Source organism: Caulobacter sp. BK020 (genome assembly GCF_004342605.1).
Taxonomy (GTDB): Bacteria; Pseudomonadota; Alphaproteobacteria; order Caulobacterales; family Caulobacteraceae; genus Caulobacter.
Genome location: NZ_SLZL01000010.1, coordinates 202,703 through 214,204, shown reverse-complemented (window position 1 = coordinate 214,204; position 11,502 = coordinate 202,703). Strand labels below are relative to the sequence as shown.

Here is an 11,502-nt window from a genome sequence, read left to right as displayed (position 1 = left end):
TTCCGTCGATCGGGGGTCAGCCTGACCCTGTCCCAGCCCCGCGTTCGGTGAAAAAGTCCAATGGGTTTCGGGCTCGCTGGAGTCCACCCCACTTTTTCGCCTGAGCTGAACAATCGGGCCCAGCGCGGTTGCGCCTGCGAAATCACGCTCCTATAACCCGGCCACAATTTTCAGAAGCCGTCGTCGAGACCGGTCCCTCATGAACATCCACGAACACCAAGCCAAAGCCGTCCTCGCAGAGTTCGGCGCTCCCGTTCCGCGCGGTTATCCCGCCTTTACCGTCGAGGAGGCCGTCGCCGCCGCTGAAAAGCTGGGCGGACCGGTGTTCGTCGTGAAGTCCCAGATCCACGCCGGCGGGCGTGGCAAGGGCAAGTTCGAGGGCCTGGGCCCCGACGCCAAGGGCGGCGTCCGCGTCGTCAAGTCGGTGGAAGACGTCAAGACCAACGCCGCCGAGATGCTCGGCCGCGTGCTGGTGACCCACCAGACCGGCCCCAAGGGCAAGCAGGTCAACCGCCTCTACATCGAGGAAGGCGCGGCGATCGCCAAGGAATTCTACCTGTCGCTGCTGGTCGACCGCGAGACCTCGATGGTCTCGGTGGTCGCCTCGACCGAAGGCGGCATGGACATCGAGGACGTGGCCCACGCCACCCCCGAAAAGATCCATAGCTTCTCGATCGACCCGGCGACCGGCGTGTGGCCGACCCACACCCGCGCCCTGGCCAAGGCCCTGGGGCTGACCGGCGGCCTGGCCAAGGAAGCCGCGACCCTGCTGGGTCAGCTCTATACGGCGTTCCTGGCCAAGGACATGGCCATGCTGGAGATCAACCCGCTGATCGTCACGGAAGACGAGCACCTGCGGGTCCTGGACGCCAAGCTGTCGTTCGACGGCAACTCGCTGTTCCGCCACCCCGACATCCGGGCCCTGCGCGACGAGAGCGAGGAAGACCCCAAGGAAATCGAAGCCAGCAAGTACGACCTGGCCTATATCGCCCTGGACGGCGAGATCGGCTGCATGGTCAACGGCGCCGGCCTGGCCATGGCCACCATGGACATCATCAAGCTGTACGGCGCCGAGCCGGCCAACTTCCTGGACGTCGGCGGCGGCGCCAGCAAGGAGAAGGTCACCGCGGCCTTCAAGATCATCACCGCCGACCCGGCCGTCAAAGGCATCCTGGTCAACATCTTCGGCGGCATCATGCGCTGCGACATCATCGCCGAAGGCGTCATCGCCGCCGTCAAGGAAGTGGGCCTGAAGGTTCCGCTCGTCGTTCGCCTGGAAGGCACCAACGTCGAGCTCGGCAAGAAAATCATTTCGGAAAGCGGCCTGAACGTCATCGCCGCCAACGACCTGTCGGACGGGGCCGAGAAGATCGTCGCCGCTGTCAAAGGGGCTGCGTAACTCTCATGTCCATCCTCATCGGTTCTGAAACCAAGGTCATCACCCAGGGCTTCACCGGCGCCCAGGGCACGTTCCACTCGGAACAGGCGATCGCCTACGGCACCAAGATGGTCGGCGGCGTCACCCCCGGCAAAGGCGGCCAGACCCATATCGGCCTGCCGGTGTTCGACACGGTCGGCGAAGCCAAGGAAGCCACCGGCGCCGACGCCTCGGTGATCTATGTCCCGCCGCCCTTCGCGGCCGACTCGATCCTGGAAGCCATCGACGCGGAAATCCCGCTGATCGTCTGCATCACCGAGGGCATCCCGGTGCTGGACATGGTCAAGGTCAAGAAGGCCCTGCAAGGGTCGAAGTCGCGCCTGATCGGCCCGAACTGCCCCGGCGTCCTGACGCCCAAGCAGTGCAAGATCGGCATCATGCCGGGCTCGATCTTCTCGGAAGGTTCGGTGGGCGTGGTCTCGCGCTCGGGCACCCTGACCTATGAAGCCGTGTTCCAGACCACCAACGCCGGCCTGGGCCAGACCACGGCCGTCGGCATCGGCGGCGACCCGGTCAAGGGCACCGAGTTCATCGACGTGCTGGAGCTGTTCCTGGCCGACGAAGCCACCAAGTCGATCGTCATGATTGGCGAGATCGGCGGCTCGGCCGAGGAAGAAGCGGCCCAGTTCCTGAAGGACGAAGCCAAGCGCGGCCGCAAGAAGCCCATGGTCGGCTTCATCGCCGGCCGCACGGCCCCTCCGGGCCGCCACATGGGCCACGCCGGCGCGATCATCTCGGGCGGCAAGGGCGGCGCGGAAGACAAGATCGCGGCGATGGAAGAGGCGGGCATCCGCGTCTCGCCGTCGCCGGCCAAGCTGGGCGAGACCCTGCTCGAGGTGCTCAAGGGCTAACTAGACACCGAAACCCCGCCCCGCGCGGGGCCCAGGTTTTTTGCGACCGCCAGTCGACGATCCGAAAAAATCACCTGGGCCCCGTTCGTTCTACGGGCGTCCGGTGATTGAGAGACTATATTTACGCGACGCAGGTAAGCGGTGGCGTAAAAGGATCTAAGGCGAAGACGATGGCGGACGACGCAGGCATCATCAATCAGGTCTTGACCGAGACCTCGTTCCTCTACGGGGCCAATGCGGCCTTCGTGGAAGATCTCTACGCCCGGTGGGCGGAGAATCCCGGATCGGTCGAGCCTTCCTGGGCCGCCTTCTTCGCCACGCTCTCGGATCAGGCCGACCAGGTCAAGGCGGCCGCCAAGGATCCGGCCTGGACGCCGCGCCAGGCGCCGGCCGTCCGCCCCGAATGGCTGTCGGCCATCGACGGCCAGTGGCCGACCGTGGCGCCCGCCGTCGAAGCCAAGATCAGCAAGGCCGTCGAGGCCAAGGCGCCCGGCTCCTCCGCCGAGGCCGTCCGCGCCGCCACGCTGGACAGCCTGCGCGCCATCATGATGATCCGCGCCTACCGGATGCGCGGTCACCTGGCCGCCAATCTCGACCCGCTGGGCCTGGAGCCCAAGCCCGCCGCCCCCGAACTGGATCCGGCCACCTACGGCTTCTCGGAAGCCGACTACGACCGCCCGATCTTCCTGGACTTCGTGCTGGGCCTGGAAACCTCGACGATCCGCGAGATCCTGTCGATCCTGCGCCGCACCTACTGCGACAATGTCGGCGTGCAGTACATGCACATCTCGGACCCGACCGAGAAGGCCTGGCTGCAGGAGCGCATCGAGGGCCGCGATAAGGAAATCGTGTTCTCCAAGGAGGGCAAGGTCGCCATCCTCAAGAAGCTGATCGAGGCCGAGGGCTTCGAGCGCTTCCTGCACAAGCGCTTCCCCGGCACCAAGCGGTTCGGCCTGGACGGCGGCGAGGCCACGGTCCCCGCGCTGGAGCAGATCATCAAGCGCGGCGGCGCCCTGGGCGTGAAGGAAATCGTCATCGGCATGCCGCACCGCGGCCGCCTCAACACCCTGGCCGCCGTGATGGGCAAGCCCTATCACGTGATCTTCCACGAGTTCCAGGGCGGCTCGTCGGTGCCCTCCGACATCGAGGGCTCGGGCGACGTGAAGTACCACATGGGCGCCTCGTCGGACCGCGAGTTCGACGACAACAAGGTCCACCTGTCGCTGACCGCCAACCCCTCGCACCTGGAGATCGTCAATCCGGTGGTGATCGGCAAGGCCCGCGCCAAGCAGGCCTTCACCCTGCGCGAGCAGCCGGACGCCGGCCGCGGCCACGTGCTGCCGCTGCTTCTGCACGGCGACGCGGCCTTCGCGGGCCAGGGCGTGGTGGCCGAGTGCTTCACCCTGTCGGGGCTGAAGGGCTACCGCACGGGCGGCACCATCCACTTCATCGTCAACAACCAGATCGGCTTCACGACCAGCCCGCGCTATTCGCGCAGCTCGCCCTATCCGTCGGACGTGGCGCTGATGGTCGAGGCCCCGATCTTCCACGTCAACGGCGACGATCCCGAAGCCGTGGTCTTCGCGGCCAAGGTCGCCACCGAATATCGCCAGATGTTCGGCAAGGACGTGGTCATCGACATGTTCTGCTATCGCCGGTTCGGTCACAACGAAGGTGACGACCCGACGATGACCTCGCCCTTGATGTACGCCAAGATCAAGGACCACATCTCGACCCGCGAACTCTACAGCCAGCGCCTGGTCGGCGAGGGCGTGATCACCCAGGCCGACGCCGACGCCTGGGTTGGCGAGTTCGAGACCTTCCTCGACCGGGAGTTCGAGGCCGGCAAGAGCTACAAGGCCAACAAGGCCGACTGGCTGGACGGCAAGTGGAAGGGCCTGGCCCTGCCCGGCGACGAAGAGCGCAAGGGCAAGACCGACGTGGCCCGGACCAAGCTCCTGGAGCTGGGCCGTCAGATCACCACGATCCCCGACCGCATCAACGTCCACAAGACCGTCAAGCGGGTCATCGAGAACCGCCGCGAGGTGATCGAGAAGGGCGAGAACATCGACTGGGGCACCGCCGAGCACCTGGCCTTCGCCACCCTGCTCGACGAAGGCTTCCCCGTCCGTCTGTCCGGCCAGGACAGCGTGCGCGGCACCTTCACCCAGCGCCATTCCGACATCATCGACCAGACGACCGAAGAGCACTACACGCCGCTGAACAACCTGCGTCCCGGCCAGGCCCACTACGAAGTCATCGATTCGGCCCTGTCCGAAGAGGCGGTGCTGGGCTTCGAATACGGCTTCTCGTTGGCCGACCCCAACACCATGACCCTGTGGGAAGGCCAGTTCGGCGACTTCGTGAACGGCGCCCAGGTGGTGATCGACCAGTTCATCAGCTCGGGCGAGCGCAAGTGGCTGCGGATGAGCGGCCTGACCATGCTGCTGCCGCACGGCTACGAAGGCCAGGGGCCCGAGCACAGCTCGGCCCGCCTGGAGCGCTTCCTGCAATCGTGCGCGGAAGACAACATGCAGGTGGTCAACTGCACCACCCCGGCCAACTACTTCCACGCCCTGCGTCGCCAGATGCACCGCGAGTTCCGCAAGCCCTTGATCGTCATGACGCCCAAGAGCCTGCTGCGCCACAAGAAGGCGGTGTCGAACCTGTCGGACATGGCCGAGGGCTCCAGCTTCCACCGCGTGATGGTCGACGGGGCCGAGGCCGGCTGCGACGTCGGCGGCGTCACCCTGAAGAGCGACGACAAGATCACCCGCGTCATCGCCTGCTCGGGCAAGGTCTATTTCGACCTGATCGACGCTCGGGCGAAAGCCGGCCGCGACGACGTCTACATCGTGCGCCTGGAGCAGTTCTATCCGTGGCCGCTGAAGTCGGTGCTGGCCGTGCTCGGACGGTTCAAGAACGCCGAGCTGGTCTGGTGCCAGGAAGAGCCCAAGAACATGGGCGGCTGGACCTTCGTCGATCCGTGGCTGGAGCTCAGCCTGGCCAAGCTGGACGTCAAGGCCAAGCGCGCCCGTTATGTCGGCCGTCCGGCCTCGGCCTCCACGGCCGCGGGCATGATGAGCCGCCACCTGAAAGAACTCGAGACCTTCCTGAACGAAGCCTTCGCCTGATCGCTCCGCTCAGACCCTGAACCGAACCGCCCGGACCAAACAAGAGACATCGGAACCCCACATGGCCGACATCATGACCCCCGCCCTCGGCGAATCCGTCACCGAAGCGACGGTGGCCCGCTGGACCAAAAAGGCCGGGGAGGCGGTGAAGAAGGACGAACTGCTTGTCGAGCTGGAGACCGACAAGGTCAGCCTCGAGGTCGTGGCCCCGGCCGACGGCGTCCTGGCCTCGATCAGCGCCGAGGAAGGCGCGACCGTGACCCCGGGCGCGGTGCTGGGCGTGGTGACCGAAGGCGGCGCTGCGACTGCCGCTCCGGCCGCCCCGAAGGCCGCCGAGCCCGCCAAGGCCGCGCCGGCCCCCGCCCCGGCCCCTGCTCCCGCGCCCGCCGCAGCTGCCCCGGCCGCCGCCGCTCCGGTCAGCCCGGCCCCGGCCCGCATCGCCGCCGAGAACAACCTGGACCTGTCAAAGGTGGCCGGCACCGGCAAGGACGGCCGGGTGACCAAGGGCGACGCCCTGGCCGCCCTGGAAGCCCGCGCCAACGCTCCGGCTCCGGCCGCCGCCCCGGCCGCGCCGCGTCCGATCCACGAGCGCGAAGAGCGCGTGAAGATGACGCGCCTGCGCCAGACGATCGCCCGCCGCCTGAAGGAAGCCCAGAACAACGCCGCCATGCTGACGACCTTCAACGAGGTCGACATGACGGCGGTGATGGCTCTGCGCAATGCGTACAAGGACGTGTTCGAGAAGAAGCACGGCGTGAAGCTGGGCTTCATGTCGTTCTTCACCAAGGCTGTCGTGGCCGCCCTGAAGGCCGTGCCGGACGTCAACGCCGAGATCGACGGCCAGGACATCGTCTACAAGAACCACTACGACATCGGCGTGGCCGTCGGCACCGACAAGGGCCTGGTCGTCCCGGTGGTCCGCGACGCCGACGTGCTGAGCCTGGCCGAGATCGAAAAGGCCATCGGCGGCCTTGGCAAGAAGGCCCGCGACGGTCAGCTGGCCATCGAGGACATGCAGGGCGGCACCTTCACCATCACCAACGGCGGCATCTACGGCTCGCTGATGTCGACCCCGATCCTCAACGCGCCGCAGTCGGGCATCCTGGGCATGCACGCGATCAAGGAGCGGGCCATGGTGGTCGGCGGCAAGATCGAGATCCGCCCGATGATGTACCTGGCGCTGAGCTACGACCACCGCGTGGTCGACGGCCAGGGCGCGGTGACCTTCCTGGTCAAGGTCAAGGAAGCCCTGGAAGACCCACAGCGCCTGCTGCTGGAGCTGTAGGGATTGAAGCAGGGTCCCGGCGGGCGCATCTCTATCTCATAGAGCTATGGAGGCGATCTTGCCGGGATTCGAGGAAGAGGGGCGGGGTTTCAAAGGACCGACGGCCGCCGACGCCGAAGCGGCGGTCAAACGCCAGGGCGGCGCGGAGCTTTGGGCCAGGATCGACGCCATCGAAGTCTCCGAGCCCTTGGCCTATCCGGAGCAGCCGATCATTCGGGAACTGGATTTCGGCGCGTGATCCTTAGCCTCGACACCAATGTCATGATCGACATCTGTAATGGTCGGGCTGGGGTGCGAGAGCGTTTCGATCAAGCGGTCGAGGACGGCTTCGAAATCGTCGTGAACCCCGTGGCGAGCCATGAACTGCTCTATGGATGCCTGATCAGCCCGCGCCCACAGCACCATCTTGATCGGGCGCAGGCGTTGCTGGCCGATTTACGACCTGTGGACCTGACGCACGAGGACAGCCTGGCCGCCGCGCGAATTCGCCAGGACCTGCGCAGGGCGGGACGCTCGATCGGCGCCTATGATTTGCTGATCGCGGGCCAAGCGCTCAATCGGGGTTGGACCATGGTCAGCGCCAATTTGCGCGAATATACGCGCGTCGAGAATTTGCGGGTGGTCGATTGGACAAGACCAGCCAGCCATCAAACCGAGGATTAGGACTCATGGCTCAATACGACGTCGTCATCATCGGGGGCGGCCCCGGCGGCTACAATGGCGCGATCCGCGCCGGGCAGCTGGGTCTGAAGACCGCCATTGTCGAGGGGCGCGGCAAGCTGGGCGGCACCTGCCTGAACGTCGGCTGCATGCCGTCCAAGGCCCTGCTGCACGCCTCGGAGATGTTCGAGGCGGCCAGCGGCGGCGAGTTCGCCAAGCTGGGCATCGAGGTCAAGCCGAAGCTGAACCTGCCGCAGATGATGGCCCAGAAGGCCGAGAGCGTCGAAGCCCTGACCAAGGGCGTCGAGTTCCTGATGAAAAAGAACAAGGTCGACTACATCAAGGGCTGGGGCCGCATCGACGGGCCATTCTCACAGGGTATTGGCAAGGTGGTGGTCAAGGCCGAGGACGGTTCGGAAACCGTGCTCGAGACCAGGAACATCGTCATCGCCACCGGCTCGGAGCCCACCCCGCTGCCGGGCGTGACCATCGACAACAAGCGCATCGTCGACTCGACCGGCGCCCTGTCGCTGCCGGAAGCGCCCAAGAGCCTGATCGTGGTCGGGGCCGGGGTGATCGGCCTGGAACTGGGCTCGGTCTGGAAGCGCCTGGGCGCCGAGGTGACCGTGGTCGAGTTCCTGGACCGCATCCTGCCGGGCACCGACACCGAGGTGGCCAACGCCTTCCAGAAGATCCTGACCAAGCAGGGCTTCAAGTTCAAGCTGGCCTCCAAGGTCACCGGCGCCACGGCGACCGACAAGCAGGTGCAGCTGACGCTGGAGCCCGTGGCCGGCGGCGACGCCGAGACCCTGCAGGCCGACTACGTGCTGGTGGCCATCGGCCGCCGTCCCTACACCCAGGGCCTGGGCCTGGAGACGGTCGGCATCGTGCCCGACAAGCGCGGCGTGATCGCCAACGACCACTACAAGACCGGCGTCGACGGGATCTGGGTGATCGGCGACGTGACCTCGGGTCCGATGCTGGCCCACAAGGCCGAGGACGAGGCCGTGGCGTGCATGGAGCTGATCGCGGGCAAGGCCGGCCACGTGAACTACGACATCATCCCGGGCGTCATCTACACCAAGCCGGAAGTCGCCACGGTGGGTAAGACCGAAGACGACCTGAAGGCGGCGGGCGTCGCCTACAAGGTCGGCAAGTTCCCGTTCCTGGCCAACAGCCGCGCCAAGATCAACCACGAGACCGACGGCTTCGTGAAGGTGCTGGCCGACGCCAAGACCGACCGCATCCTGGGCGCCCACGCCGTGGGCCCCAATGTCGGCGACATGATCGCCGAGATCTGCGTGGCCATGGAGTTCGGCGGCGCGTCGGAAGACGTGGCCCGCACCTGCCACCCGCATCCCACCCGCGCCGAGGCGTTCCGCCAGGCGGCCATGGGCGTGGAAGGCTGGACGATGCAGGCCTAACGGGCCCGTCTTGAATTAACGAGCGTTCGCGTTCGACTGGACGTAGAGTGGCGGGGTTTCGGCAACGGAGCCCCGCCATGCTTTTATCCGCCTTGCTGCTGGTCGCCGCCGTCCAGGCCACGCCGTCCGAGAGCCTCGCCGCTGGACGGCCGACTTTCTACGGCTCAGGGCCTGAGGCCGTTGAGGCCGTCGCGACGAACAGGGCCTGCCAGACCTCCGGCCTGGACTATGCGATGAACGTCGCGCCGACCACCCGCGCCGCCGTGAAGAAACTCGGCGACCTGTCGCCGGCCAACCACACCCTGACCGTGCTGCGCAGCATCGACGGCTGCCCGGTGTCGTCGACGGTCCGGTTCAACGTGGATCGGCCAGCCGGGCGGTAGGGACATGGAAAACCCCGCCGGGGGCAATCCGGCGGGGTCTAACGCTTCGTCCTTGAGGGGAAAACGCCCTCCGTCACGCGAGGGCGGTACGCTTACTGAACTCTAGAATTCTTCCCAGTCGTCGCTGCTGGGCTGGGCCGAGCCGGCGAAGGCGGCCAGCTTGGCCTGGGCCGCGGCGACCGGGTTGGCGCCGGGGCGGCTGGCGGCGGTGGCCGGGGCGACCGGCGCGCGGGGGGGCGGACGGGTCACCTGGGTGGCCGGGGCGCTGCGGCGGGCGGGGGAGCCCACGGCGGCCTGGGCGCCCGACACCTGGAAGCGCCCGATCATCTCCATCAGGCCGTTGGCCTCGCCTTTCAGGGCGTGGCTGGCGGCGGTCGACTGCTCGACCATGGCGGCGTTCTGCTGCACCGTCTGGTCCATCTGGTTGACGGCGGCGTTGACCTGGTTGAGGCCGGTGGCCTGTTCCGAGCCCGAAGCGGCGATCTCGCTGACCAGGCCGTCGATCTCGCTGACCTTGCCGACGATGGCCTGCAGGGCCTCGCCGGTCTGGCCGACCATCGACACGCCCTGGCTGACCTGCTGCGAGGAGGTCGAGATCAGGGTCTTGATTTCCTTGGCGGCGTCGGCCGAGCGCTGGGCCAGGGCTCGGACTTCCTGGGCGACGACGGCGAAGCCGCGGCCGGCGTCACCGGCCCGGGCGGCCTCGACCCCAGCGTTCAGGGCCAGCAGGTTGGTCTGGAAGGCGATTTCGTCGATGACGCCGATGATCTGGCTGATCGACTGCGACGACTTCTCGATCTGGTTCATGGCGTCGACGGCGCTGCGCACCACGACGGCCGAACGCTCGGCGTCCGAACGGGTGGAGGTGACGACGCGCGAGGCTTCGACGGCGCCGGCCGACGAGCGCTTCACCGTGGCGGTGATCTGGTCCAGGGCGGCGGCGGTTTCCTCCAGGCTGGCGGCCTGCTGCTCGCTGCGGCGCGACAGGTCGTCGGCGGCCGAGGCGATCTCGTCCGAGCCCGAACCGATGCTGTTGGCGGCGTGGACGATGGTGCGCATCGCCTCTTCCATCTGGGCGATGGCGCCGTTGAAGTCGCTGCGCAGACGCTGGTAGGTCTGCGGGAAGTCGGCGTCGACGCGATAGGTCAGGTCGCCGTCGGCCAGGCGGTTCAGGCCCGTGGCGATGTGCTCCATGACGAAGGCCTGCTCGCGGGCGGCGGCCTCGGCGGCCTCCTGATTGCGGCGGCGCTCGGCCTCGGTCTCGGCGGCGGCGCGCTGCTGGGCGGCCTCGGCGGTGCGCAGGGCCAGGGCGTTGTCCTTGAACACCTGGACCGAGCGGGCCATGGCCCCGACCTCGTCCTTGCGCTGGGCGCCGACCACCTCGACGTCCACCGAGCCCTGGGCCAGGACGTCCATGGTGCGGGCCACGCCGGTCAGCGGGGCGGCGATCTTCGAGCGGCCGATCCACAGGGCGAAGACCAGGGCGGCGGCCGAGGCGATCAGGCCAAAGGCGATGGTCATCAGCGTGCCGGTCTGCGCGTGCTTGGCGGCCTCGGCCACCATGGCCTTGGTCTCGTCGGAGTGGCCGTTGGTGTAGGCGGCGATGTCCTTGCCGAGGCTGGCGATGTCGGGGTCGATCACGCCCATGACCATCTTGGCCGCGTCGTTGGCGTTCTGCAGGCCCAGGTCCGCGCCCTGGCGGGCGCTGGAATAGATGCGGTCCATGCGGACGCCGAAATCGTTGAGCAGCTTGGCGTCGGCCGGGTCGGTGCGCTTGATCCTGTCGAGGGCGATCTTGCCCTCCTTGTAGGCGGTGTCGATGTCGGCGCTGGCCTGCTTGGCCTCGGGCGAGGCGGCGTCATAGGCGATGGTGCGATAGGCGGCGTAGCCGATGAGCGCGACGCGACGATTGAACCGCGCGCCCTCCAGTTCCGACGGCGCGCGCTGTTCGACGATCACCTTGGTGGCGGCTTCCGCCACCCTCGCCTGCCAGGCGCCGACCCCGGTGATCGCCAGGGCGACCACGGTCAGGATGACGGCCGGCAGGGCCACCTTGGTGGAGATCTTCAGATCGTCGAACTTCATCTCTGGCCCCATGTCCGTTCGCCCCCAAAAAGGTGGGACGGGCTCCGGTCTTGGCGTCCAGAAGGCGGCCAGCGCCGTAAAAGCACAGTTAATCGCAAGGTTTTGGCCGCATTGGGCGACGGAATGTCACAGCGCGGCGGCCCCGCTTCGAGAACATCTACGCCCTTGAGTAATCGTGAATCGACTCGGCAACCTTATGGTGTATTCTCCAAGCTTCGCTGTACCGCGACACGATCGCGCCC

At 67.1% G+C, this 11,502-nt stretch carries 9 protein-coding genes; 8 read left to right on the top strand and 1 reads right to left on the bottom strand.

Translation table 11 applies throughout. From position 1 onward, the window contains the following. Positions 1-199: 199 nt before the first annotated feature. The 8 genes from sucC (at position 200) to EV278_RS14535 (ending at position 9,175) form a co-directional block, all read left to right on the top strand. Positions 200-1,399 (top strand): ADP-forming succinate--CoA ligase subunit beta, encoded by a 1,200-nt coding sequence (gene sucC, locus EV278_RS14570; protein WP_035092318.1) that lies wholly within the window; start codon positions 200-202, stop codon positions 1,397-1,399. A 5-nt stretch (positions 1,400-1,404) separates the two neighbouring features. Continuing rightward, a complete protein-coding gene (gene sucD / locus EV278_RS14565) occupies positions 1,405-2,289 on the top strand; it encodes a succinate--CoA ligase subunit alpha (protein ID WP_132092702.1) in 885 nt (294 codons plus the stop codon). Between the two features lie 170 nt (positions 2,290-2,459). Beyond that, on the top strand, positions 2,460-5,423 hold the full coding sequence (locus tag EV278_RS14560; protein WP_132092699.1) for a 2-oxoglutarate dehydrogenase E1 component: 2,964 nt from the start codon (positions 2,460-2,462) through the stop codon (positions 5,421-5,423). 61 nt (positions 5,424-5,484) lie between these two features. Then, positions 5,485-6,708, top strand: coding sequence for a 2-oxoglutarate dehydrogenase complex dihydrolipoyllysine-residue succinyltransferase (odhB, locus tag EV278_RS14555; RefSeq protein ID WP_132092696.1), 1,224 nt, complete (start codon positions 5,485-5,487; stop codon positions 6,706-6,708). A gap of 58 nt (positions 6,709-6,766) precedes the next feature. Further along, on the top strand, positions 6,767-6,946 hold the full coding sequence (locus EV278_RS14550; RefSeq protein WP_132092693.1) for a hypothetical protein: 180 nt from the start codon (positions 6,767-6,769) through the stop codon (positions 6,944-6,946). Further along, complete coding sequence (locus tag EV278_RS14545; protein ID WP_132092690.1) at positions 6,943-7,371, top strand: PIN domain-containing protein; 429 nt, start codon at positions 6,943-6,945, stop codon at positions 7,369-7,371. The genes EV278_RS14550 and EV278_RS14545 overlap by 4 nt, the downstream gene beginning before the upstream one ends. 5 nt (positions 7,372-7,376) lie before the next feature. Then, positions 7,377-8,792, top strand: coding sequence for a dihydrolipoyl dehydrogenase (lpdA, locus tag EV278_RS14540; protein WP_132092687.1), 1,416 nt, complete (start codon positions 7,377-7,379; stop codon positions 8,790-8,792). Between the two features lie 77 nt (positions 8,793-8,869). Next, on the top strand, positions 8,870-9,175 hold the full coding sequence (locus tag EV278_RS14535; RefSeq protein WP_132092684.1) for a hypothetical protein: 306 nt from the start codon (positions 8,870-8,872) through the stop codon (positions 9,173-9,175). 102 nt (positions 9,176-9,277) lie between these two features. Here EV278_RS14535 and EV278_RS14530 read toward each other — a convergent pair whose 3' ends face one another. Beyond that, positions 9,278-11,260 (bottom strand): methyl-accepting chemotaxis protein, encoded by a 1,983-nt coding sequence (locus tag EV278_RS14530; protein ID WP_132092681.1) that lies wholly within the window; start codon positions 11,258-11,260, stop codon positions 9,278-9,280. Positions 11,261-11,502: the final 242 nt, after the last annotated feature.

Coding starts and splice junctions, on each gene's coding strand:
- EV278_RS14535 (WP_132092684.1), top strand. CDS start 8,870: ATGCTTTTATCCGCCTTGCTGCTGGTCGCCGCCGTCCAGGCCACGCCG.
- odhB (WP_132092696.1), top strand. CDS start 5,485: ATGGCCGACATCATGACCCCCGCCCTCGGCGAATCCGTCACCGAAGCG.
- sucD (WP_132092702.1), top strand. CDS start 1,405: ATGTCCATCCTCATCGGTTCTGAAACCAAGGTCATCACCCAGGGCTTC.
- EV278_RS14530 (WP_132092681.1), bottom strand. CDS start 11,260: ATGAAGTTCGACGATCTGAAGATCTCCACCAAGGTGGCCCTGCCGGCC.
- sucC (WP_035092318.1), top strand. CDS start 200: ATGAACATCCACGAACACCAAGCCAAAGCCGTCCTCGCAGAGTTCGGC.
- EV278_RS14560 (WP_132092699.1), top strand. CDS start 2,460: ATGGCGGACGACGCAGGCATCATCAATCAGGTCTTGACCGAGACCTCG.
- lpdA (WP_132092687.1), top strand. CDS start 7,377: ATGGCTCAATACGACGTCGTCATCATCGGGGGCGGCCCCGGCGGCTAC.